Source organism: Haliea alexandrii, from assembly GCF_003719295.1.
In the GTDB taxonomy this organism is placed as follows: domain Bacteria; phylum Pseudomonadota; class Gammaproteobacteria; order Pseudomonadales; family Halieaceae; genus Haliea; species Haliea alexandrii.
This window is the reverse complement of record NZ_RFLW01000002.1, coordinates 671174-695431: the sequence shown is the minus strand read 5'-3', so window position 1 is coordinate 695431 and position 24258 is coordinate 671174. Positions and strand designations below refer to the sequence as shown.

Below are 24258 nucleotides of genomic sequence, written 5' to 3'. Positions count from 1 at the left end.
AACCTCGACAGAAGGTAGAAGCTGTTGCCGGCTTCCACGGAGCGGTAACGTACCAGCATGGGAAACAGAATGAAGAAAAGCACTGATTCAGAACTGATTGCGTCTCTGCAGAACCCCTTCGCCAGCGCGCCCGAGCGGGAGTTTGGCGTGCCGGGCCAGGTGGCTTCGCAACCCGGCCTGTATGAAAAGGCGTTGAAGGCGGGCTGGGAGCTGCAGCAGCGTCCGCTGCGTGCCGCTGGCGTGCGCAATACACAGCGTCAGCACCAGAAGAAGCGCATGACCATCTGGGAGCGTATCGAGTGTCTCGCGGATGAAGCGCCCACGGTGCTTTACCAGAACTGGGGCCCGAATCTGGATGGTGCTTCATTGGTCACGGCGCTGGTCAAGGTCAACGGGCGCGATGTCGCCATTTATGGCCACGATTTCACCGTGCGCGCAGGCTCCATGGATGCCACCAACGGCAAGAAGTTGGCGCGTTTGTTTGAGCTGGCGGCGAAACGCAAGATTCCGCTGGTGGGCCTCAACGATTCGGCCGGTGCCTACATCCCTGCCGGTGTAGGCGGGCTCGACGGTTACGCAGATGCCTTTACTGCACTGCGCAAGATTTCGGGTGTTGTGCCGAGCATCATGTGCATGTTCGGTTTCAACGCCGGCGGTGGTTCGTATCTGCCGCGGCAGGGCAGTTTTCTGATTCAGCCCAACGACACCTTCTTCGGCCTCACGGGTCCCGGGGTGGTGAAGTCGGTGCTGGGCGAGGATGTGACGCCGGATGAACTGGGTGGTCCCGGTGTACATAGCCAGAGTGGTGTGACCGATTTCGTGGTGCCCGATGAAGTCGCCGCGTTGCGCAAGGTGCGCGAACTGCTCAAGTACCTGCCGGATAATAACAGTGCCCTGGCACCTTACCAGGCGTCCTCTGACCCGGTTACGCGCAAGACCTGGGACATCGATATCCTGCTGAAGAAAGCGTTCAACTCACCCACGGGCTACAACACTCCGGTGGATATCAGCATCCTGATTCAGCAACTGTGCGACCATGGTGACTTCCTGGAGATCCAGGCGGAACGTGCACGCAATACTATCACCGCGCTGGGGCGTATGGGCGGCAACGTTGTCGGCTTTGTGGCGAACAATTCTGCGGTGGCGTCGGGCCAGATCGATATCGCCGCAGCCTACAAGAACGCGCGCTTTATCCGCTTCTGCAATCTGTACAACATCCCGATTATTTTCCTTGAGGACACCACAGGCTTCCTGCCCGGGCGCGAGCAGGAGGCCGGCGGTATTGTGCAGGCCGGTCGCGCGATGCTGGATGCGATCGTCGACCTGCGCACGCCGCGCTTCCTGGTGCTGGTGCGCAACGCCTTCGGCGGTGCCTACGCGTCCTACAACAATTACCCCACCGGGGCAGACTTCGTGGTAGCGCTACCGACCACTCGCGTAGCGGTGATGGGGCCGGCCGGCGTGGAGTACGTCTACAAGGACGAGCTGCGGCGTATCCGCGGCAGCGTGGCGGGCAAAGTCGCCGCCGAGACCGACGCGCAAAAAGCGGCCGGTCTGTCGGATGAGGATGCCCGCTCAGCAGCGGAGCAACTCGTGCAGGGTTGGGTAAAGTCGGAAGAGCAGGCACTTGCCCAGCGTTACGAGCAGGAGTTGATGAACCCGAATGAGGCGCTGAGCCTCGGCTCTATCTCGCAGATCGTCATGCCTTCAGACCTGCGCACGGTACTGGCCGAGCACATGGATTTCTGCCTGCGGCATTACACGCCTGAACCGCTTGCCTCCGTGCAGCGCGAATTTCACTGACCACGGCCACGGCCATCGCCTGATTGAGGAAATACCGCGTGTCCAACGAATTTTACTTGCGCAATCCCCTGATTCACCGCGAGCGTCGCCTGGCGGAGCACCCCTCCGCCTGGGTGCGTCGCTTCGATTGTTCGGGCTTGCGGCCGCTGATTATCTGTCGCGGCCCCATTCGCAAAGAAGCGATGGATGTCTTCACCGAGATGGGTATCGAGCATTTCGGTATCCTGCTTTCGGAGAAAGACTCGATTGTCTACCGCAACGCCCAGGCGCCTGAACTGCGCTCGTTGACGGACCCTGATCGTGTCCACCGCGTGCCGGATTACACCGGGGCGAACAAGGAAGAACGCGACCAGCGCATTGCGCAAATCATCAGTATCGCCCACGACAACGGCTACAACGCCATTTTCGCCGGCTATGGCTTCATGGCGGAAGACCAGGCCATGGTGGCGGCCATGGAGCGTGCCGGCCTTAACTTTATCGGCCCCTGCTCGCGCACGGTGCACGATGCGGGCCTCAAGGACGAAGCCAAGCGTACGGCGTTGAAGGCGGGTGTTTCGGTCACCCCCGGTATCGACAACGGCACTGCGCTCACGCTGCTCAAGAAGCACCCTGACGTTGCCGCACTGAAAGCCCTGTGTGCCGCCAACGACCTTGCGGTCGACAACGAACAGCTGGATAACCCGGATATCACCCTGGAAGACAAAGCGGACACCGTACTGGCGGCTTCCTACGAGAAGGGTGTGGACCTCTACACAGTGGACGAACTGTGTGCAACGCTCACCGAGGCTGTGAAAAGGATGGCCGAGGATTACCCGCAGAACCGCGTGCGCCTGAAGGCGATCAGCGGCGGTGGCGGCAAGGGCCAGCGTATTCTCGGTATTGGCGAGGCAGAGCGCACGCCGGAGCTGGTGCGGGAAATTCTCAACGAGGTGAAAACAACGGGGGTCGGCGACAACAAAAACGTTCTCGTTGAACTGAACATCGAAACCACCCGTCACCAGGAAATCCAGGTGATCGGCAATGGCGACTGGTGCATCACCCTGGGTGGTCGCGACTGTTCCTTGCAGATGCACGAGCAGAAGCTGCTTGAGGTATCAGTGACGATCGAGTCATTGCAGACTGCACTGGCGCAGGCGGAGGCGTCGGGAAACAGCACGGAAGCGGAGGTGTTGCGCCAGGACCTCCTGACCCTGGAAGAAATGGAAGACGAAGCGGCGCGCTTTGGTGCGGCGGTAGGCCTGGATTCTGTGTCCACCTTCGAGTGTATTGTCGATCGCGACAAGCACTTCTTCATGGAAATGAACACCCGCATCCAGGTTGAGCACCGGGTGACGGAGCTCTGCTACTCGCTGAAGTTCACCAACCCGGACGATGAGCGCGACTTCTTTATTGTGCAGTCACTGGTGGAAGCCATGGTGCTGCTGGCCGCGCATGGTTCTGCTTTGCCGTGCCCGGAGCGCGTGCTGCGTCACAACGACTCGGTGGAAGCGCGGCTGAATGCTACCAACCAGGCGCTGCAGCCTTCGGCCGGTGGTGTTATTGAAGGCTGGAGCGATGCACTGGACGGTGAAATTCGCGACGATCAGGGCATCAGCCTGCACAATCCCGATACTGACGTCTTCATGAAGTACACCCTCGCGGGTGCTTACGACTCCAACATCGCCCTGCTGCTGACCGTGGGTGACACGCGCCTGGAAACCTACGAGCGCATGGCCGAGGTGATACGCCGTACCCGTATGCGCGGCAAGGACCTGGCGACCAACCTGGAGTTTCACTACGGGCTGGTCAACTGGTTCATTGGCCAGAATATCAACGCGCGGCCAACGACCCGGTTTATCGTGCCCTATCTCACGGCCGTGGGGGAATTGAAGGCCCAGGCGGACAAGCTCGATATCGACTACGCGTGGCAGCAAATCAGTCGGGCGGCGCTCAAGGAGCAGGGTGAAGAGGCGGCAAAAGCACTCAAAACCAGCCTGGAGCTGAAGTCCACCCTGCTGTTGCGGCCTCTCGAGCGTTTGCTGGCAGAACCGCACATCCTGGCGGGATGGCTGAGCATCAATCGCGACTGTTATACCTTGATTGACGGCAAAGTGAGCTGGAACGAAAACCCGATCGAAATGCTCGCCGACACCTACCACTTCCTGAACATGGACTACAGCCCGGAGGCACCCGCTGCTACCGTGGTCTGGGATCACGATCACGACCTGCTGCAGGACGCGCTCGATTTCTACACCGAGCTGTCGCAGCGGCTGGATGTCGGCGACTGGGTGCAGTTGCAGAGCGTACTGGCCGATTCCGCGGTACCTGACGGGTTCACGACAGAGAGCTGGACGCAGGTGCGCGCGGCGCATGCGGGCTTCCAGTCCGGGGCGGATATCCTCGCAGTACTGCCCAGTATTGCCGAGACGACGGGCTTCTTTGACCTCACGGTCAACGAGGATCTCACCGTTCACATTCCCGAGCGCCTGCTCGACGGCGATCTGCAGCACCGCATGGCCAAGGTGCTGGTGCCGCCGCCAGTGGCAAAGTCTGACGAAATTCTCGCCGAAAGCGGCGGTATGTTCTACGGGCGGGAATCCCCCCAGCATGAGCTTTATGTGCAGGAGGGTGATCACTTTGAAGCCGGTGACCCGCTGTACATTGTTGAAGTGATGAAGATGTTCAACAAGGTCTACGCGCCGTTCGCCGGCACGGTAGACAAAGTGCTAATCGATACCGACGGTGTGATCATCCACAAGGGACAGACCCTGTTCAAGGTGACACCGGACGAAAAGATCGAGGAAGTGTCTCCCGAGGCGGTTGCATTGCAGCGCCGTGAATCCACCGCACGTTTTCTGCAGCAAGTTATCTGAGGAGCTCCGAATGATTACCGCGCTGGATCATATTGCCATTGCCGTGCCGGACTTCGAGAAGGCCATCAAGCGTTTCATGGAAGACTTCGGGCTGCCCTTCGAAGGCACTGAGGACGTTGTGCCGGCGAAGACCTCCACGGCTTTCTTCCCCCTGCCGCCAACCAATATCGAACTGGTGCACCCGCTCAACGGGGAGGGGCCTATCGCCACCTACCTGGAGAAGCGTGGAGGCGGACTGCATCACCTCTGCTTCCGCTCGGACAATATCGAGGAAGATGTAGCGCGCCTGAAAGCAAAAGGCTACCAGTTCCTCTCGGAGGCGCCGACACCCGGTGCGCACAACTCCCGCGTGATTTTCATTCACCCCAAGAGCTGTGACGGCGTACTCATTGAAATTAACCAGCCCGGCGACGAGCACTGAGCGGGCGAGCGGAGACAGCGATTATGAGCGACAAGATCTATAACCGGGATGAAGCCAACCCTGAGGCCTGGCGCGCAGAAGCGGAAAAAAGCCTGCGTGGCAAAGGGCTGGATACACTGACCTGGCAGACGCCGGAAGATATCGCGGTGAAACCACTGTACACCGCCGAGGATATCGAGGCGCTTGAGTACACCAACACCATGCCGGGCCTGTCGCCCTACATCCGTGGCCCCCAGGCCACCATGTATGCCGGTCGTCCCTGGACGATTCGTCAGTACGCGGGCTTCTCTACGGCGGAAGCCTCCAACGCATTCTACCGCAAGGCACTGGCTGCGGGCGGGCAGGGCATCTCCGTCGCCTTCGACCTGGCCACTCATCGCGGCTACGATTCCGATCACCCGCGTGTGACGGGCGACGTGGGCAAAGCGGGCGTTGCGATCGACTCCGTGGAGGACATGAAGATCCTGTTCGACGGTATCCCGCTGGACCAGGTGTCGGTATCCATGACCATGAACGGGGCGGTACTGCCCATTCTGGCGGGCTATATCGTGGCCGCGGAAGAGCAGGGCGTTAGCCAAAAAGAGCTCGCGGGCACCATTCAGAACGACATTCTGAAAGAGTTCATGGTGCGCAACACCTATATCTATCCGCCGGCGCCGAGCATGAAGATCATCGGTGACATCATCGCTCACTGCTCGCGGAACATGCCGCGTTTCAACACCATCTCCATTTCCGGTTATCACATACAGGAAGCGGGAGCGAATGCCGCCCTGGAACTGGCCTACACACTGGCGGATGGCAAGGAATACATCCGCACGGCACTGGCGGCGGGCCTGAGCATCGACGAATTTGCGCCGCGGCTGTCCTTCTTCTGGGGCATCGGCATGAATTTCTACATGGAGATTGCCAAGCTGCGTGCGGCCCGCTTGTTGTGGGCCCGGATTGTGGCGGAATTCGAACCGCAGAATCCCAAGAGCTCCATGCTGCGCACGCACAGCCAGACGTCCGGCTGGTCCTTGACGGAGCAGGATCCCTACAACAACGTAGTGCGCACGACGATAGAGGCCATGGCGGCGGTATTCGGTGGCACCCAGTCACTGCACACCAACGCGCTGGATGAGGCGATTGCACTGCCGACGGAGTTCTCGGCGCGTATTGCCCGCAACACTCAGCTCATTATTCAGGAAGAAACCGGTATTACCAATGTGGTGGACCCCTGGGGCGGCTCCTACATGATGGAGAGCCTGACCCAGTCCATCGCGGACAAGGCCTGGGAACTCATTGAAGAGGTCGAGGCGGCCGGCGGTATGGCCAAGGCGATTGAAACCGGCATGCCCAAGCTGCGCATTGAAGAGGCGGCCGCGCGCAAGCAGGCACGCATCGACCGTGGTGAAGACGTGATTGTGGGCGTCAACAAGTACCGCACTGACGATGCCAGCGAGGTCGATGTACTGCAGATCGACAACGACGCCGTGCGCACATCCCAGCTGGCGCGCCTCGCCAGCGTGCGCGAGGGGCGCGACGAAGGTGCTGTAGAGGATATCCTCGAACAGCTCTACCAGGCGGCAGTGAGTGGTGAAGGCAACTTGCTGGAAATGGCCATCGAGGCGACGCGCCGCCGCGCAACGGTAGGGGAGATCTCCTTTGCGCTGGAGCGCGAATACGGACGTTTCAATGCCCAGGCGCAAACTGTATCCGGCGTCTACGGCTCCGCTTTCCAGCACGATGAAAACTGGCAGGGTATCAGTATGGATATCGATGCATTTGTTGAGAAATACGGCCGCCGGCCGCGCATGCTGGTGTGCAAGATGGGCCAGGATGGCCACGATCGTGGCGCCAAGGTAGTTGCCACAGCGTTTGCCGACGTTGGCTTTGATATCGACCTCTCGCCGATGTTTTCCACCCCGGAAGAAGTGGCGCGTCAGGCCATTGAAAACGATGTGCACGTGGTGGGCGCCTCTTCGCTGGCCGCCGGGCACAAGACTCTGGTGCCGGCACTGGTCGAAGAACTGCGCAAGCAGGGCGCCGATGATATTGTGGTGATTGCGGGCGGTGTGATACCGCGCCAGGACTACGATTTCCTCTATGAGGCGGGCGTGAAGTGCATTTTCGGTCCCGGTACGCCTATTCCACAGTGCGCTCGCGAAGTGCTGGATGCGGTCAACGAGGCACAGGGCAAAGCCTGACGCCATGACAGCTGTCGATCTGGAAGCTCTGCAGGCGGGTAATCGCCGTGCCCTCGCCAGGGCCATCACGCTGGTGGAAAGCTCGCTTGCGGCGCACCGCGAGAGCGCCCAGACCCTGCTTGAAACACTGTTGCCGAAAACCGGTAACAGCATTCGGGTGGGTATCTCCGGTGTGCCCGGGGTGGGTAAATCCACCTTCATCGAAGCGTTTGGCCTCTACCTCATCAGCCAGGGCAAGCGCGTGGCGGTGCTGGCGGTGGACCCAAGCTCGCCGCGCACCGGTGGCTCTATCCTGGGCGACAAAACCCGCATGGAGATGCTCTCGCGGCGCGAGGAGGCGTTTATTCGTCCGTCGCCGGCCGCGGGGGCGTTGGGCGGTGTGGCACAGAAAACCCGCGAAACCATGCTGCTCTGTGAGGCGGCCGGTTACGACGTCATCCTGGTGGAGACGGTGGGCGTAGGCCAGTCTGAATACCAGGTCGCCGGCATGGTCGATTTTTTTATGGTTTTGATGCTACCCGGTGGCGGCGATGAGCTGCAGGGCATCAAGCGCGGCATCATGGAGCTGGCGGATGCACTGGTGATCAACAAGGCCGACGGCGACAGCGAGCAGTTGGCAAAGCAGACCGGCCAGCACTACAACGCCGCCATGCACCTGTTGCGCCAGACCACGTTCTGGACCCCGCGGGTCATGACCTGCTCGGCCCTGAAGGATCGCAATATCGATGCGGTCTGGGGCATGCTGGTGGATTACTGGACCGAGGCCCGCAAGGCAAACGCTTTCAACGCCAAGCGCGCGCGGCAGAACCGTGACTGGATGCGCTCGCTGTTGAACAACCTTTTGCTGCAGCGCTTGCAGCAGAACCCGCGCATACGCGCGCTGCTGCCGGAACTGGAACAGGCGGTGGAGGAGGGTACAACCACCCCTTACGCCGCGGCGCGCCAGCTGATCGACCTGCTCTGATCCCAGCTGCTACTATGCCTTTGTGATTCTCCGCTGAGTGTGCCCGCATGCGCTTCCGGCCGCTGGAAAAACTGATCAATCTGCACGAAGGTTACCGGCGCGAATTTCGCATCGATGAGCTGGCGTTGCTGCTGGCGATGCAGGATGGCGACTTGTATCTGTTCGAGTCCCGCTGTCCGCACCGGGAGCATGCACTCGATGTGGCGTCGATTCGTGATGGCGTAATCGAGTGCCCGCTGCACCGTTACCGCTTTCGGCTGACGGACGGCGCGCTGTTGCAGGCCTCTGAAGAACCCTGCCGCGCACTGAAAACCTGGCCACTGGTCTACGAGGGCAATGAAGTCGGGTGCATGCTCCCCGATTGACGCCGTTTTCACCTCAGCCCCAAGGAACTGCCATGCCCCTGCTAGTCAATTTGCTGTGCTTTATTGCCCTCTGTTACCTGTTGTACCGGTTGCGCAGCCGCGGCTGGCCGCTCTCGCGGCAGATTCTCGCCGGCCTGGTGGCCGGTGGACTCTACGGGCTGGCCCTGCAGTTCGCCTGGCCCGGGCACACCCAGCTGCTCACCAACACACTGCAGTGGACGGGTATTGTGGCGAGTGGCTACGTCAGCCTCTTGCGCATGATCATTATGCCGCTGGTGCTGGTGATGATGGTGGCCGCCGTGCTGAAGATGCGTGCAGTGGCGGACCTGGGCAAAATCGGTGGCGCTGTGGTCGGTTTGTTGATTGCAACCACGATGATAGCGGCGGTGGTGGGCATCCTGGTCACCAGTGCGTTTGGTTTGAGTGCCGACAGTATCACGCAGGGCGCGCGGGAGTTTGCTTCCGCTGAAGCACTTGCGCAGCGTTATGAGACGGTTGCCGGGCTGGGGCTGCCCGACATGCTGGTGCGCTTTGTGCCCGCCAACGTTTTCTACGACCTCACGGAGGCGCGTCCCACATCCATTATCGCGGTGGTGATATTCGGCATCCTGTTTGGCATTGCGGCGCTACAGGTTGCGCGTACAGACCCGGAGCGTGGCGCCCAGATAGAGGGCTTTGTCGATACCACCCGATTGATTGTGATGCGTCTGGTGCATATCGTCATGGCGCTCACCCCCTACGGAATTCTCGCGTTGATCGGGGGTGTCGTGGCGCGCTCTGATGCCGCGGACATCGTCAATCTGCTCGCGTTTATTGCGGCCTCTTACCTCGCCATTGGCATCATGTTCGCCATTCATGCGCTGCTGCTGGGCGTGCACGGGGTTGGCCTGCGTCATTATTTTCGGTCGGTCTGGCCGGTGCTCGCGTTTGCCTTTACTTCGCGCAGCTCTGCCGCCAGCATTCCGCTCAACGTGGAAACCCAGGTGGAGAAACTGCGGGTGGCCACACCTATAGCCAATCTGTCGGCCACGCTGGGGGCGACCATCGGGCAGAACGGCTGCGCGGGGATTTACCCTGCCATGCTGGCGGTGATGATCGCACCCTCCATGGGCATAGACCCGCTGGCCTGGGACTTCATGGCGGGCCTGGTGGGTGTTATTGCCATCAGTTCCTTCGGCGTGGCCGGTGTCGGCGGGGGCGCGACGTTTGCCGCGCTGATTGTGCTGCCCGCCATGGGGTTTCCCGTCACAGTCGCCGCCGTGTTGATCTCCATTGAGCCGTTGATCGACATGGCGCGCACGGCGCTCAATGTGAACGGTGCCATGACTGCGGGTGTGGTGACGCAGCGTTGGTTGGGTGCTGCCGTTGCGCGTGATTAACGTGAGTGGGCCCGCTCTACCCGTGCGTTGCAGGCGGCGCCTGCAAGGTTAAAGCGGCACGCTGCGAAACTCGATATGCGGCCCACTGTGGCGCCACAACTCCTCGAAGAAATCACGGTAGCGTTCCGCGCGTGCCCGCGAGTCCGGTTCGCAGAATGCTGCCTTGTCGCTTTCTGCCGGTTTACAGAGTACGCCGCTGCGGTCCGTCAGCACCAGGGTCTCTCCCTTCCAGTCGGGGTGTTCATTGAGCTGCTGCAGAATGATGGAGGAGGGGAGCCGGCGCGCCAGTGCCAGCAAGCGGTGGCCGCGCTGGATCATGGGCCGGTAGTCGCTGACCAGAATGCGCACCCGTGACTGCGGGGCGCGTCGCGCGAGAGCACTCAGTGCGGTGGCGAGTTCGCTGTCATCGAAGACGCGATGATCCAGGTCGTGACTGAGTATGCAGATTTCACGTGATGCATTGCGGCACAGGGCCACGGCCCAGCGGGTAAACGGTTCCGGGTAGGCAATGCCATTGCCGTAGACCTTGCCGAGGCCTGTATCACGGCGCATGGCAACGTGGGATATGCCAGCCTCGGTAAACGGCTCACCCTCGGGTACAAAGCCGGCGCGCGCGTAGAAGTCTGCGGCGTGCTGCTGCGCGTGCAGGTACACCGTCTCCAGGCCCTGCTCCCGCGCCGCGTTGATCAGCGCTTCCAGCACGGCGGCCCCGTAGCCGCGGCCGCGGTGTGGGGCGAGCACGGCCATGCGCCCGATTTTGCCACCCGGCAGCAGGCGCCCACAGGCCACCGGCTCGCCCTGCAAGGTGCCCAGCACGTGTACGGCAGTGGCATCCTGGCCATCCCACTCGATATCGCGTGGCACGCCCTGCTCCAGGATGAATACCGTCTCGCGCAGCGCGCGCAGGGTATCCTGCTGCTGGTCCCAGGCGGCCGTGTGCACGTCCAGCTCTTGTGTCGGTTCACTCGACATCCAATGCTCCCTGTTGCATCAGGAACTGTAGCACGGGCATCGTGTTCTCGCCGCCCGGCCAGTGCACTACGTGGTCTGCACAGAGCTGAGCCAGCCAGTCGCGCAGCGCTTCCGGCGCGCTGCAGCTTGCGCCATTGGCAAACACCCGCAGGCCCTCTCTCTCGCTGTGCTGCCAGGCCACGCGGGCGTCCGGCGCCAGGCGCACCCCGTTGCCGTCCTGCACCTGGGCGGTTAGCTGCTGCACATCGTTCGACGCCAGGGGTTCGTTGTTGGACTCGGTCACCAGTTCGCCAAACCAGCTGTCCTCGCGGGCGCTGGCCAGCAGGGCCTGGATCTGCTCGCGCGCCCGCGCGGTGTCGGCGGCCGTAATTTCCCCACACCGGCTGGCTGTTTCGCGCCCGGCGTCACGCAGTAGCAGGTTGTCTGGCGTTCGCTCCAGTTGTGTATCAGTGAGGCGCGAAAGCAGGTCCGCCATGCGCGGCGCTCGGAAACCGAGTGAGAAACAGGTGGACTCGCCGCGGGAAATGCCCCAGTGCGCAACCCCCGGTGGAATATAGAGTGCATCGCCACAGCGCAGGGTGTACTCAGCCTGGCAGTCGAAGTTTGCCAGTAATTTAAGGTCAGCATGCGCCAGCAGGGGCGTATCCGCGTTGCAGCGCTGACCGATCCGCCAGGTGCGCTCTCCCTCGCCCTGTAGCAGGAAGACGTCATACAGGTCGTAGTGGGGGCCGATGCCTCCTCCGTCCGTGGCGTAGCTCACCATGATGTCATCGAGGCGCCAGCGCGGGATGAAATCGGTCAGGCGCCGCAGCTCGGCGACCTCGTCCAGTAGTTGGTCGACGCGCTGGATCAGTAGTGTCCAGGGGTGCGGGCGCTGAAAATCACTGGCGCCAAACGGCCCGTGGTGCAGTTGCCAGCTGCTGGCATTGTCTGCGGCACCGCTGCACTCGGCGATGCGCGACTCAACCTCATCCTCCATGGCCAGGCCAGCGAGTTCGTCGGCACTGACCGGCGGCACAAAGCCGGGGACGGCGGCGCGCAGCAGCAGTGGCTCGCGCTGCCAGTACCGCTCCAGAAACAGTGCCGGCTGCAGCCCCTGCACGGAGCGCTAGTCCTCGCGGATGGCGCGCGCCTGCGCCGCCGCGTTACCGGTGTACCCAGCTGGTGTCAGTGCCAGCAGGGACTCCTTGGCTGCTGCAGGAATCTCCAGCGTGGCAATGAATGTTTGCAGGGTCTCCCGGCTCATGTCCTGGCCGCGCGTCAGTTCCTTGAGCTTTTCATAGGGCTTTTCGATACCGTAGCGACGCATCACCGTCTGAATCGGCTCCGCGAGGACCTCCCAGCTCTGCTCCAGATCCTCCGCCAGGCGCGCCTCGTTCAACTGCAGCTTGCCGATACCCTTGAGGCTCGCTTCGTAGGCAATCAGGCTGTAGCCGAAGCCCACGCCCATGTTGCGCAGCACGGTGGAGTCGGTGAGGTCGCGCTGCCAGCGGCTGATGGGCAGTTTGCTGGCCAGGTGCTGGAATACCGCGTTGGCGAGCCCCAGGTTGCCTTCGGAGTTTTCAAAATCAATCGGGTTGACCTTGTGCGGCATGGTGGAGGAGCCCACCTCGCCGGCCACTGTGCGCTGGCGGAAGTAGCCGAGGGAAATGTAGCCCCACAGGTCCCGATCGAGGTCGATCAGCACCGTATTGAAACGCGCCATGGCGTCGAACAGTTCTGCCATGTAGTCGTGTGGCTCAATCTGGGTGGTATAGGCATTCCAGCCCAACCCCAGACCGGTAACAAACGCTTCCGCATTGGCCTGCCAGTCCACCTCGGGGTAGGCGCTCAGGTGGGCGTTGTAGTTGCCCACTGCACCGTTGATCTTGCCCAGGTAACCTGCTGCTTCCAGTTGTGCGAGCTGGCGCCGCAGGCGCGCGACGACATTGGCGATTTCCTTGCCCATGGTGGTAGGGCTCGCGGTCTGGCCGTGGGTGCGGGAGAGCATCGGGGTATCGGCATGGGCAACGGCAAGTTCACTCAAGGCCAGCAGCAGCCGCTGCATGGTCGGCAGCAACACATCCTGCATGCCATCGCGCAGCATGAGTGCGTGGGAGAGGTTGTTGATGTCCTCGGAGGTGCAGGCAAAGTGCACGAATTCAGCAATGCTTTCCAACTCCGCGTTGCCGGCAAAGCGCTCCTTGATGAAATACTCAACCGCCTTGACGTCGTGATTGGTGGTGGCCTCGATGGCTTTGATGCGCTGTGCGTCTGCTTCGCTGAAGTCACGGGCGATGGTGTTCAGCGCGGCGCTGGCCTGCTCTGACAGCGCCGGCACCTCGGTCACAGCGGCAAGTTGCGCGAGCTGCTGCAGCCAGCGCACTTCCACCAGTACGCGCCGTTTGATCAGGCCGAATTCGCTGAACACGCTGCGCAGGGTTGCGGTGCGTGCACCGTAGCGGCCATCGATCGGCGATACGGCGGTGAGTGCGGTGAGTTCCATGCTTTACTCCGGAGAATCGGTCGGGTGTTGCGCCACGCCCAGCTGGCGTGACAGTTCATGGGCGCGCCGCCCGATACTGCGCCGCTGCAGCAGCAGCTTCCAGCGCCGGCCACCGAGTTGGCGCCACAAGTGGGTGGAGCGTATGCCCGCCAGCAACAGGGCGCGGATGGTGTCGGCATTCTGGCGGTTCTGCAGGTGTTGCGCGTTGCCGTTTACCTTGATGCGAAACTTCAGCGTGCTCAGCGTATCCTGGTACACACCGGACACACTGTGGCAAATGTCGTTCACGTTGCCGGCGAAGTGCTCGGCGCGAAAGCTGGTGTGCTGCAGTCGGGAGTGCACGACCCGCATCATTGCCGTGTCCGCAGCGAACTTGCGTTCCAGGTACAGCAGGTTGAAGACATAGCGCACCATGTCGCGCAGTTCCTGCGGCTGTTGATTGTGCAGCACCATGGCCAGCGTATCCAGGCCCAGTTTAACACCACCCAGGCCACCGTAGATGTCATCCACTGCTTCGCTGTCGAACACAAACAGGCTGTTGAGCGAGGCCTGCAGGAATTCCGGTGGGCAGCTCCCCGTGCGTGATACCTGATCCACCAGACGCGCGGCTTGGGCAACGCCAGCGAGGGCGATGGTCTGCTGGTCCAGTAGCGGCACCGTTTGTGCGCCGGGTTCAGTCGGTGCGTTCAATGACACCCCCTCCCAGGCAGCGTTCGCCGTCATAGAGCACGACGGACTGGCCGGGGGTGACGGCACGCTGTGGCGCGTCAAACTCGACCCGGAAACCGCCGGCGGCGGGGCTGACACGGCAGGCCTGGTCGGCTTGGCGGTAGCGCACCTTGGCGGTACAGTGCAGGGGGAATTCCGGCGCTTCGCCGGTAATCCAGAAAATGGCACCGGCGTGCAGGCTATTGCTGAACAGGGCGGGGTGGTTGTTGCCTTGTGCCACGCGCAGGATGTTGTGTTCGAGGTCCTTGCCGACAACGTACCAGGGCGCGTCACCATGGTCGGCGAGGCCGCCAATGCCCAGCCCCTGGCGCTGGCCTATGGTGTGATACATGAGGCCCTGATGCCGGCCCAGCAACTCGTCGTCCAGGCTGTAGATGTCACCGGGCTGCGCGGGCAGGTATTGCTGCAGGAAATCCTTGAAACGGCGTTCGCCGATAAAACAGATGCCGGTGGAGTCTTTTTTGTCCGAGGTCACCAGTGCGTGGCGCGCGGCGATGGCCCGCACCTCGGGCTTGGCGATCTCGCCGACGGGGAACAATGTTTGTGCCAGCTCGCGGTGGCCTACGGCGTGGAGGAAGTAGCTCTGGTCCTTGTTGTCATCCAGCCCCCGCAACAGCGTGGCTTTGCTCTGTGTCTCTCCGCGACGCGCGTAGTGCCCGGTGGCAATGCGATCGGCTCCCAGCAGCAGGGCGTAGTCGAGGAAGGCGCGGAACTTGATTTCGCGGTTACAGAGGATGTCGGGATTGGGTGTGCGCCCGGCCTGGTACTCGGCGAGGAAGTGCTCGAACACGTTGTCCCAGTACTCGGCGGCAAAATTGGCTCCGTGCAGGCGAATGTCGAGTGCATCAGCCACTGCCTGCGCGTCTGCAAAATCCGCCTTGGCCGTGCAGTACTCGGTACCGTCGTCCTCGTCCCAGTTCTTCATGAACAGGCCTTCCACCTGATACCCCTGCTCGCGCAACAACAGCGCGGCGACGGAAGAGTCCACGCCACCTGACATGCCGACGATTACCTTGGTCGATGCGTTGAGGCTCATGCTGGTGAAATCAGGTCCAGAGGATAGCGAATGCCGCTGCGGTGCTGCTCAATGGCGGCAAGTACCAGCGGGCTGCGCATTCTAGCAGAACTGGCGAGGATTTCCTCGTAGTCCAGCCAGTGCACCGCCAGGATGTCGGGATCACGCTCTGCGCCGGTCAGCAGTTCCCGTGGCAGCGCCCAGAAAGTGGTGCGATAGTAAGTCACCCCATTGCCCGCCGCGACATAGCGCGCCAGCCCCAGCACCCCTTGTAATTCTACGCTCCAGCCCGTTTCCTCGCGGGTTTCACGCAGTGCGGCCTCGAGGAGTGTTTCACCGGCCTCAAGGTGCCCCGCGGGCTGGTTGAACACGCGCCTGCCGCTGGTTTTATCGCGCTCTTCGACCATGAGGTAACGCCCTTCGTCGAACACCACAGTGGCCACGGTGACGTGGGCAAACCACTCGCTCATGGTCTTTGCCTCCTGCGGCGGCTTTGCTCGCCGCCGGTTTTTGCCCCGCTGCGTTTGCGAGGCGGGTGCACGGTCAGCCTGCGGTGGGCACCGGGTGGCAGGCCCTCCAGTGTCCAGTCACCAATGGCCACGCGAATCAGGCGCAGGGTGGGCAGCCCGACTGCCGCGGTCATCCGGCGGATCTGACGGTTGCGCCCTTCGCGGATACTGATTTCCAGCCAGCTGTCGGCGACGGTCAGGCGCACACGCACAGGCGGGTCCCGTGGCCAGAGGGTGCTGGGCGGCTCGATGGCGCGCACACGCGCGGGCAGGGTGGGGCCGTCGCGCAACGTGACGCCGGCCTGCAGTGCGGCAATCTGCTCCGGGTTGGGTCGGCCTTCAATCTGGGCCCAGTAGGTTTTCCAGAGTTTGTGGCGCGGGTGGGTAATCTGTTGCTGCAGCGCGCCGTTGTCGGTGAGTAGCAGCAGGCCCTCGGAATCGTAGTCCAGGCGCCCCGCAACCCGGAAGGCCGGCGCCTGCAGGTGGTCCGCCAGGGTGGCACGGCGCGGGCGCGCAGCGTTGTCTGCGGTTGTCGTCGCGGCGCTCTCAGCGCCCCCGGGTTGGTCACCGCGGTCGCTGAACTGGCTCAGTACCTGAAAGGGCTTGTTGAAAAGAATTACCGTGGCCATCGTGGCTCCGTAGCGGTTAAAAAACTGCTCCCCGGTTCAAGAGAAAGGCCGGGAAACCTGATACACTAAGCGCCGTTTTAACGGGGGATCCCACAAGGATACCGCACCCCGAGACTCAATGGACCCACAGCGACGGAGAACAATCTATGGGCTACAAGCACATCAAGGTGCCGGCGACCGGCGAAAAGATCACGGTCAATGACGATTTCAGCCTGAACGTCCCCAACGACCCGATCATCCCCTACATTGAGGGTGACGGCATTGGTGTCGATATCAGCCCGGTCATGATCAACGTGGTCGACGCCGCGGTCGAGAAAGCCTACGGTGGCAGCAAGAAGATCTCCTGGATGGAGATCTACACCGGTGAGAAAGCCGCTGAACTGTACGATGGTGACTGGTTCCCCGAGGAAACACTGCAGGCCATCAAGGAGTACTCGGTCGGTATCAAGGGCCCCCTGACCACACCGGTCGGTGGCGGCTTCCGCTCCCTGAACGTGGCACTGCGCCAGGAGCTTGATCTCTACACCTGCCTGCGCCCGGTGCGCTGGTTCGAGGGCGTGCCGTCGCCAGTGAAAGATCCCGGTGCCTGCAACATGGTGATCTTCCGCGAAAACTCTGAAGACATCTACGCCGGTATCGAATACAAGGCGGGTTCCGACGAGGCGAACAAGGTTGTCGATTTCATCATCAACGAGATGGGCGCGACCAAGATCCGCTTCCCGCAGAATGTGGGTATTGGCATCAAGCCGGTTTCCGAGGAAGGCACCAAGCGTCTGGTGCGCAAGGCCATCCAGTACGCCATTGACCAGGATCTGCCGTCGGTGACACTGGTACACAAGGGCAACATCATGAAGTTCACGGAAGGTGCCTTCCGTGATTGGGGCTACGAGCTGGCCCAACAGGAGTTTGGCGGGGAACTGCTCGATGGCGGACCCTGGGTCACCATCAAGAACCCTAACACGGGCAAGGATATCGTCATCAAGGATGTGATCGCAGACGCGATGCTGCAGCAGATCCTCACGCGTCCGAAGGACTACAGTGTGGTGGCGACCCTCAACCTGAACGGCGACTACCTGTCGGATGCCCTGGCGGCCCAGGTAGGCGGTATCGGCATTGCGCCGGGCGCCAACCTGTCAGACACCATAGCCCTGTTCGAGGCCACTCACGGTACGGCGCCAAAATATGCCGGTCAGGACAAAGTCAACCCGGGCTCGCTGATCCTCTCTGCCGAGATGATGCTGCGTCATATGGGCTGGAACGAGGCCGCGGACCTGATCATCAATGGCATGAACGGCGCCATCCAGAAAGGCACGGTCACCTATGACTTCGAGCGCCTCATGGAAGGTGCAACGCTGGTCAGCTGCTCCGAATTCGGTCAGAAGCTGATCGACAACATGTAAGCCGGCTCTGCAGGCTTACCGGGAAGGGCCCGTGGCAGCACGGGCCCTTTTTTGTGGGCGGTGTTTGGTGGCGAAAAACCGACGGGGGTTGAATTGACTTATAATGGGCCAATATCCACTATCTATGACAGGAAAGATGTGTGAGAGGAAAGGCGTGAACGAGGGTATTCGGGCCGGTGTGTGGCTCATGTCCGACGACGAGCAGGGCGACCGGGAAGGCGGCCTCGCGCTGCAGGACGCCAAGCCGGAGCTCAAGAAGCCGCCGTTGTTCAAAGTGGTCTTGCTGAACGACGACTATACCCCCATGGAGTTTGTGGTTGAGGTGCTTGAGGTGTTCTTTCGCATGAACCGCGAGCAGGCCACGCATGTGATGTTGACAGTCCATACCAAGGGTAAGGGCGTATGTGGAATATATACCCGGGATATTGCCGAGACCAAGGCGGCCCAGGTTAATCAGTACGCGCGAGACAATCAGCACCCGTTGTTGTGCGAAATCGAGGCATCGGAGGGCGAGTAGCCCGGGAGTGGTAATGTATGCTGAGCAAGGATCTGGAGTTGACCCTCAACGAGGCCTTTCGCGAGGCCCGGGGCAAGCGCCACGAGTTCATGACGGTCGAGCATCTGCTGCTCGCGCTGCTGGACAATAACGACGCCATTCGCGTACTCAAGGCCTGCGGCGCAGAAATCAACGCTCTGCGCGGAGACCTCATGGAATTCGTGGACGCGACCACGCCGCTGATTCCCGAAGACAGCGATGACCGCGAAACGCAGCCTACCCTGGGGTTCCAGCGGGTACTGCAGCGCGCCGTGTTTCACGTGCAGTCGTCCGGCCGCAGCGAAGTCACCGGGGCCAACGTGCTGGTGGCTATTTTCAGCGAGCAGGAAAGCCAGGCGGTGTATTTTCTCAAGACGCAGAGCATTGCGCGTCTTGATGTCGTGAACTTCATTACCCACGGTATTTCCCGCGTGCCCGAAGACGGGGAGAGTGGGGCCGCCGGCGGGCCAGCCAGCGACAGTGCGACCGCGGAAGAGGCCGAAGAAAGCCCACTGGATACCTATTCCACCAACCTCAACGAAGAGGCGCGTGCCGGGCGTATCGACCCACTGATTGGTCGCATGCCGGAGGTGGAGCGAGTCGCGCAAATTCTCGCGCGACGGCGCAAGAACAACCCACTGCTGGTGGGTGAGTCGGGTGTGGGCAAGACGGCGATTGCCGAGGGCCTGGCGAAAATGATCGTCGATGGCGACGTGCCGGATATGCTCAAGGACAGCGTGGTGTACTCGCTGGACCTGGGGGCATTGCTGGCGGGTACCAAGTATCGCGGTGATTTCGAAAAGCGCTTCAAGGGCCTGCTGGCCAACCTGAAGAAGCGCGAGGGAGCGATTCTTTTCATCGACGAGATTCACACCATCATCGGCGCCGGCGCGGCGTCCGGCGGTGTCATGGATGCCAGCAACCTGCTCAAGCCGCTGCTGACCTCGGGGAAAATGCGCTGTATAGGCAGCACGACTTTCCAGGAATACCGCGGCATTTTCGACAAGGACAAGGCGCTCAGCCGGCGCTTCCAGAAGATCGATGTGCTGGAGCCATCCCCCGACGACGCGTATCTCATCCTCAAGGGGCTGAAGTCGCGTTTCGAGGAGCACCATGGCCTGCGTTACACGAACAAGGCGCTGCGCGTGGCCACCGACCTCTCTGCGCGCTACATCACTGACCGCTTTCTGCCCGACAAGGCCATCGATGTCATCGACGAGGCGGGCGCCTATCAGCAGCTGCAGCCACCTTCGAAGCGCAAGAAAGTGGTTGGCGTGGCCGATATTGAAGCGGTGGTCGCCAAGATTGCGCGTATTCCGCCGAAATCCGTGAGCTCGGATGACCGCGAAACGCTGCAGAAGCTCGAACAGAATCTGCAGATGGTGGTGTTTGGCCAGACGGCGGCGATCAGCAGCCTGGCCACCTCCATCAAGCTGGCGCGGGCGGGCCTGCGCTCCGGGGACAAGCCTATCGGTTCCTTCCTGCTTGCCGGCCCCACCGGGGTGGGCAAGACCGAGGTCACCAAGCAGCTGGCGCGGCAACTTGGTCTGGAGCTGATTCGGTTCGACATGTCGGAGTACATGGAACGGCACACGGTGTCGAGGCTGATCGGTGCACCGCCGGGCTATGTCGGCTTTGATCAGGGCGGTTTGCTCACTGATGCGGTGACCAAGCACCCACACGCTGTGATTCTGCTCGATGAGATCGAAAAGGCCCATCCCGAGGTGTTCAACCTGTTATTGCAGGTAATGGACCACGGTACGCTCACCGACAACAACGGTCGCAAGGCGGATTTCCGCAACGTGATTCTGGTGATGACGACCAACGCGGGGGCCGAGAGCATCAGTCGTCGCACTATCGGTTTTACGACCCAGGACCACAGTACGGACGCGATGGAAGCCATCAACCGCATGTTCACCCCCGAATTCCGCAACCGGCTGGACAGTATTGTGCAGTTCGAGCCGTTGGGTGAAGACGTTATCCTCACGGTTGTCGACAAGTTCCTCACCGAACTGCAGGGCCAGCTGGACGAGAAGCGCGTGACGCTGGATGTGGATGAAGACGCTCGCCTGTGGCTGGTGGAGAAGGGTTACGACCGCAATATGGGTGCTCGACCCATGGCGCGCGTGATTCAGGAATACATCAAGAAGCCGTTGGCGGAGCTGGTGTTGTTTGGCGCTCTGGCACAGAGCGGCGGCGTGGCACAGGTGCGGCTCAACCCGGCGCGAGATGGCCTGGAAGTGCATGTAGAGGAAACGGAGGCTGAACCCGCCTGAGGAGGCGGCGGGCGCGCTCTGATGATGCCGCGGCTTCGGCCGCGGTATCAGCGCTCGCGGTAGGTTATACGGCCTTTGGTGAGGTCGTAGGGGGTGAGTTCCACGCGAACTTTATCGCCGGTGAGGATGCGAATGTAGTTCTTGCGCATTTTGCCTGAGATGTGGGCAGTTACAACGTGGCCGTTTTCGAGTTGTACGCGAAACGTTGTGTTGGGCAGGGTATCGATAACCTCACCTTCCATCTCGATCTGGTCTTCTTTTGCCATGCGGCGGCAGTCCCTCGTAAAATCAGGGGCGCATTTTGCACTAAAGCCGCCGCATGTACCAGTTCAATATGCGGCAAAACTGCCGCTCAGTTACCGAACAGCTTGCCGAATGCCTTGCCGATTTCCTTGGTGGCGTTTTCCAGACTGTCTTCTGCGGGTGCACCTTCTTCACTCGGTGCCTCCTCGGCGTTGCCGCCGAAAATGCCGGACATGATGCCGCCCATGCCACCTTCCTCGGAGCCATTACCGCCACCGAACAGACCGCCGAGTGCGGAGAGGTCGGTGGGCTCTGCCGGCAGCGTGAAGCGCGCGGGATCAATGCTATCGGTCGTGATGCTGGCCACCCGCATATCCTGTCCGTAGCGCAATACACCGAGCTCCTTGTCGTTCAGTCGGGTTTGCAACAGGTTGGCGGCGTCTTTCTGATCCACCATGTCACCGACGCGTGAAGCCATGCGATGCATGGCATCGCGGAAGCCGACGGCCCTCGGGTCGGGCGAGAGCACCAGTTCCGCCTGCTGCGTCTGGCCATTGTGGTCGACGAAATTGAGGGTATACACCTCACCTTCGATGCCGGCTACCGTCTCCTTGCGACCGGTTGCCTCCAGCTTGTCGACGCGAACGTCTGCCAGGTCCGGCACCGCGGCTTGTGCCATGCCGCCAAACATGGACATGGCCTGCTGTACATCAATCACCATGATCTGGCCGTCGTTGTCGGTAACGACATACAGGCTCTGCTCGTTGGCCAGCATATAGCTGCCCTGTTCCTGCGCGACATTGACCCGCAGCTGGTTTCCCTGGTATTCAAACGACATGCGGTTGCCTTCAGCATCTATGACCTCTGCGGTATCCGCGTGGCCGGGTGCTGCATGCAGGCCCAGCGTAAGAAGCAATGCCGTGTACAGGGTTTTCTGGTTCAGTGCCATTGTGAACGTGCTCCGTGTGGAAGGGTGATCTACCGCGCTACCAGCACACAGTATTGACGCTCTTTGCGCGGATTTCCAGCGCTGTGTGTACATCACAGGTAGTGGCCTGTTGATGGTGGTGCGCTTAGCCCTTGCGTATCTCCTGGTAGGCCGCGAGCGCCGCCTCACGCGCTTCACGGTGATCGACAATGGGTTGTGGGTAGTCGCTACCGAGGACCACGCCGGCTTCCTCCAGCACGGCCGCGGGGGCCTCCCAGGGCCGGTGCAGATAGCGGTCGGGCAGGGCGGCGAGCTCCGGCACCCAGCGGCGCACGTAAACACCGTCAGCGTCGAATTTCTGGCCCTGGGTTACCGGATTGAAAATGCGGAAGTACGGTGCGGCGTCAGCGCCGCTGCCCGCCGCCCACTGCCAGCTTGCGGTGTTGCTGGCGGGGTCGGCGTCGACCAGGGTATCCCAGAACCACCGTTCACCGGCGCGCCAGTGCGTAAGCAGGTGCTTGGTCAAAAACGAGGCGGTAACCATGCGCATGCGGTTGTGCATGTACCCGGTGTGCCAGAGCTCGCGCATCCCGGCATCTACCACCGGGTAACCGGTTTGTCCCTGTTGCCAGGCGCGTAGCAGGGTTTCGTTGCCGAGCCAGGGAAAGTCCTTGAACTGCGACTTGAAGGGCGAGTGTTCGATGCTGGGAAAGTGAAACAGCAGGTGGTAGGAGAATTCGCGCCAGCCCAGTTCGGCGAGGAATTTGTTGATCTGTTCTTCCAATAACGGCTGCTGCTGCAAGGTGGCGCGTGCGGTGTGCCACACCTGGCGTGGCGACACGTCACCAAAGCGCAGGTGCGGTGACAGGCGCGATGTCGCCTGCTCAGCCGGGTGGTCGCGGCCGCTGGCGTAGTGCTCCACACGGTCTTGCAGGAAGCGCTCTAGCGCCTTGTGGGCGCCCTCCGAGCCGGGTGCCCACAGGGTAGACCAGTGTGCTGCCCAGTTGGGATTGGTTGGCAGCAGTGCGAGTTCTCGCAGGGGCGCACCCTGCTCCAGCGGCTCTGCCCAGGTTGTTTGAGAGGGAAGCGGCACGGGCTGGGCCGGTGCTTCGGCACGGCAGCAATGACGCCAGAAGGGGGTAAACACCTTGAACGGCGCGCCGGACTGATTCTGGATATGCTCGGGCTCGTGCAGCAAAGTACCCGGGTACCGTTTGAAGGCCACGCCCAGGGCGTCGCAACTATCGCGTAACTGTGCCTCCAGCGTCACCTCCCAGGGGCTGTAGGCACGGCTGCAGTGCACCGCGCGGATATCGCGGCTGGCGAGCAATTCCCGCAGGCAGGCCGCGCTATCACCGCGCAGCAGGTTCAACTGGCCGCCGGCCTGCGCTATTTCCTCACCGAGTGCTTGCAAGCTGTGGTGAAGCCACCAGCGACTGGCCCCGCCCAGGGCGCGATCACCGGCAGCGGCATCATCGAGAATGTATAGCGGCAGCACGTCTCCGGAGCGGCTCGCCGCCGCCAGCCCCGGCAGATCGGTGAGCCGCAGGTCGTTGCGAAAAAGGTAAACGGTGGTCGCCATGTCGTCGGATCCAGGTGTCTGTTGAGCACGGCCTGCAGGTGGGCTGCAGGCTCATGTGTTGGCAGTGAATGTGCCTGCAATTGCAGCGTCCAGCAAGGTTTCGCAGGGCGTTGAGAGTTTGAGTGTAGCGAGTGCGTCAGCCCGGGTCAGCCCGGGGTTGATAATGAGCAGCGCTTTGTTCTGCTCCCGCGCTCTGCGGCAGAAGCGGAAGCCCGAGTACACCTGCAGGGATGAGCCGATAACCAGCAGCGCATCCGCCGCGGCCAGTGCCTCATTGGCGCGCAGCACGCGTTCAGCGGGCACATTGCCACCAAAAAATACCACATCGGGCATCAGGACCCCGCCGCATACCTCGCAGGGCGGTACCTGCGTGTCTATCGCCAGGGTATCCGGGAGCGCCATGTCGCCGTCGGGCCGCTGCGCTCTGACCTGCGGACGTGTGGCCAGCTGTGGGTTGGCGCGGGCGAGGCGCTGTTGCATCACTTCGCGGTCGGTAAACGCCTCACAGTTCAGGCACAGCACGCGGTCCAGGCGCCCGTGCAGGTCGACCACGGCACTGCTCCCGGCCCGTTGATGCAGACGATCGACGTTCTGCGTGATAACCAGGCTCACCACGCCTTGTTGCTCAAGCGTGGCCAGCGCTCGGTGTGCCACGTTGCTGCGTGCGTCGCGCACGGCGGGCCAGCCGAACCAGCTGCGTGTCCAGTAACGCTGGCGGACCGCGGCGTTCTGCAGGAATTCGCGGTGCTGGATGGGCGTACTGTAGAGCCAGCGCCCAGTCGCGTCGCGGTAAGTGGCGATGCCAGAGCTGGCACTGATGCCTGCGCCAGTCAGCGCCACCACGTTCGGGTAGCGGGCAAGAAAGTCCTGCAACTGTTGCAGTTCCCGCTCTGTATTGCTCATCATGTTGCTCACAGCTGTGGATTCATGTGGCCCGGTCCGGGTTTAAGGGCTGAGTCGACAGCATTCTGGTGCGCCACAAGGG

At 61.8% G+C, this 24258-nt stretch carries 21 protein-coding genes; 10 read left to right on the top strand and 11 right to left on the bottom strand.

The window, feature by feature from the left end:
• Window positions 1-69 precede the first annotated feature (69 nt).
• From EGJ68_RS11425 to EGJ68_RS11395, 7 genes are read left to right on the top strand one after another with little or no spacing between them, the layout of a single operon-like run.
• A complete protein-coding gene (locus tag EGJ68_RS11425) occupies window positions 70-1803 on the top strand; it encodes an acyl-CoA carboxylase subunit beta (RefSeq protein ID WP_123034647.1) in 1734 nt (577 codons plus the stop codon).
• 38 nt (window positions 1804-1841) lie between these two features.
• The gene (locus EGJ68_RS11420; RefSeq protein ID WP_123034646.1) at window positions 1842-4655 is read left to right on the top strand and encodes an ATP-binding protein; all 2814 of its coding nucleotides are present in this window, start codon (window positions 1842-1844) and stop codon (window positions 4653-4655) included.
• Between the two features lie 10 nt (window positions 4656-4665).
• The gene (mce, locus tag EGJ68_RS11415) at window positions 4666-5076 is read left to right on the top strand and encodes a methylmalonyl-CoA epimerase (RefSeq protein ID WP_123034645.1); all 411 of its coding nucleotides are present in this window, start codon (window positions 4666-4668) and stop codon (window positions 5074-5076) included.
• A 23-nt stretch (window positions 5077-5099) separates the two neighbouring features.
• Window positions 5100-7262 carry a methylmalonyl-CoA mutase gene (gene scpA / locus EGJ68_RS11410; RefSeq protein ID WP_123034644.1) on the top strand — a complete coding sequence of 721 codons (2163 nt, stop codon included), beginning with the start codon at window positions 5100-5102 and terminating at the stop codon, window positions 7260-7262.
• A gap of 4 nt (window positions 7263-7266) precedes the next feature.
• Window positions 7267-8226 (top strand): methylmalonyl Co-A mutase-associated GTPase MeaB, encoded by a 960-nt coding sequence (gene meaB / locus EGJ68_RS11405; RefSeq protein WP_123034643.1) that lies wholly within the window; start codon window positions 7267-7269, stop codon window positions 8224-8226.
• Between the two features lie 47 nt (window positions 8227-8273).
• A complete protein-coding gene (locus tag EGJ68_RS11400) occupies window positions 8274-8591 on the top strand; it encodes a Rieske (2Fe-2S) protein (protein WP_123034642.1) in 318 nt (105 codons plus the stop codon).
• A gap of 32 nt (window positions 8592-8623) precedes the next feature.
• Window positions 8624-9970, top strand: coding sequence for an L-cystine transporter (locus tag EGJ68_RS11395; RefSeq protein ID WP_123034641.1), 1347 nt, complete (start codon window positions 8624-8626; stop codon window positions 9968-9970).
• A gap of 48 nt (window positions 9971-10018) precedes the next feature.
• On the opposite strand, the gene EGJ68_RS11390 is transcribed toward EGJ68_RS11395, so the two are convergent.
• From EGJ68_RS11390 to EGJ68_RS11360, 7 genes are read right to left on the bottom strand one after another with little or no spacing between them, the layout of a single operon-like run.
• The gene (locus EGJ68_RS11390) at window positions 10019-10942 is read right to left on the bottom strand and encodes a GNAT family N-acetyltransferase (RefSeq protein WP_233248777.1); all 924 of its coding nucleotides are present in this window, start codon (window positions 10940-10942) and stop codon (window positions 10019-10021) included.
• A complete protein-coding gene (locus EGJ68_RS11385) occupies window positions 10932-12044 on the bottom strand; it encodes a JmjC domain-containing protein (RefSeq protein WP_123034640.1) in 1113 nt (370 codons plus the stop codon). The genes EGJ68_RS11390 and EGJ68_RS11385 overlap by 11 nt, the downstream gene beginning before the upstream one ends.
• 6 nt (window positions 12045-12050) lie before the next feature.
• On the bottom strand, window positions 12051-13427 hold the full coding sequence (purB, locus tag EGJ68_RS11380; protein WP_123034639.1) for an adenylosuccinate lyase: 1377 nt from the start codon (window positions 13425-13427) through the stop codon (window positions 12051-12053).
• 3 nt (window positions 13428-13430) lie between these two features.
• Entirely contained in the window at window positions 13431-14117 is a 687-nt protein-coding gene (hflD, locus tag EGJ68_RS11375; RefSeq protein WP_233248776.1) for a high frequency lysogenization protein HflD, read from the bottom strand.
• Window positions 14101-15192 (bottom strand): tRNA 2-thiouridine(34) synthase MnmA, encoded by a 1092-nt coding sequence (gene mnmA, locus EGJ68_RS11370; RefSeq protein ID WP_123034638.1) that lies wholly within the window; start codon window positions 15190-15192, stop codon window positions 14101-14103. Before mnmA ends, hflD begins: the two co-directional genes overlap by 17 nt.
• Window positions 15189-15641 carry an NUDIX hydrolase gene (locus EGJ68_RS11365; protein ID WP_123034637.1) on the bottom strand — a complete coding sequence of 151 codons (453 nt, stop codon included), beginning with the start codon at window positions 15639-15641 and terminating at the stop codon, window positions 15189-15191. The genes mnmA and EGJ68_RS11365 overlap by 4 nt, the downstream gene beginning before the upstream one ends.
• Complete coding sequence (locus EGJ68_RS11360; protein WP_123034636.1) at window positions 15638-16309, bottom strand: pseudouridine synthase; 672 nt, start codon at window positions 16307-16309, stop codon at window positions 15638-15640. Before EGJ68_RS11360 ends, EGJ68_RS11365 begins: the two co-directional genes overlap by 4 nt.
• 146 nt (window positions 16310-16455) lie before the next feature.
• Here EGJ68_RS11360 and icd point away from each other — a divergent pair, with 146 nt between their 5' ends.
• From icd to clpA, 3 genes are all read left to right on the top strand, one after another.
• On the top strand, window positions 16456-17709 hold the full coding sequence (gene icd / locus EGJ68_RS11355; protein ID WP_123034635.1) for an NADP-dependent isocitrate dehydrogenase: 1254 nt from the start codon (window positions 16456-16458) through the stop codon (window positions 17707-17709).
• Window positions 17710-17896: 187 nt separating this feature from the next.
• Complete coding sequence (gene clpS / locus EGJ68_RS11350) at window positions 17897-18226, top strand: ATP-dependent Clp protease adapter ClpS (RefSeq protein ID WP_123034869.1); 330 nt, start codon at window positions 17897-17899, stop codon at window positions 18224-18226.
• 17 nt (window positions 18227-18243) lie between these two features.
• Entirely contained in the window at window positions 18244-20520 is a 2277-nt protein-coding gene (gene clpA, locus EGJ68_RS11345; protein ID WP_123034634.1) for an ATP-dependent Clp protease ATP-binding subunit ClpA, read from the top strand.
• A gap of 47 nt (window positions 20521-20567) precedes the next feature.
• Here the strand turns inward: clpA and infA are convergent, their stop codons facing one another.
• From infA to EGJ68_RS11325, 4 genes are all read right to left on the bottom strand, one after another.
• A complete protein-coding gene (infA, locus tag EGJ68_RS11340) occupies window positions 20568-20786 on the bottom strand; it encodes a translation initiation factor IF-1 (RefSeq protein WP_027948202.1) in 219 nt (72 codons plus the stop codon).
• Window positions 20787-20872: 86 nt separating this feature from the next.
• Window positions 20873-21712, bottom strand: a complete 840-nt coding sequence (locus EGJ68_RS11335; RefSeq protein ID WP_123034633.1) for a hypothetical protein — start codon at window positions 21710-21712, stop codon at window positions 20873-20875.
• A gap of 124 nt (window positions 21713-21836) precedes the next feature.
• Window positions 21837-23273: a cryptochrome/photolyase family protein gene (locus EGJ68_RS11330; RefSeq protein WP_123034632.1), complete on the bottom strand. Its 1437-nt coding sequence runs from the start codon at window positions 23271-23273 to the stop codon at window positions 21837-21839.
• 51 nt (window positions 23274-23324) lie between these two features.
• Window positions 23325-24179, bottom strand: coding sequence for an NAD-dependent protein deacetylase (locus EGJ68_RS11325; protein ID WP_233248775.1), 855 nt, complete (start codon window positions 24177-24179; stop codon window positions 23325-23327).
• Window positions 24180-24258 lie beyond the last annotated feature (79 nt).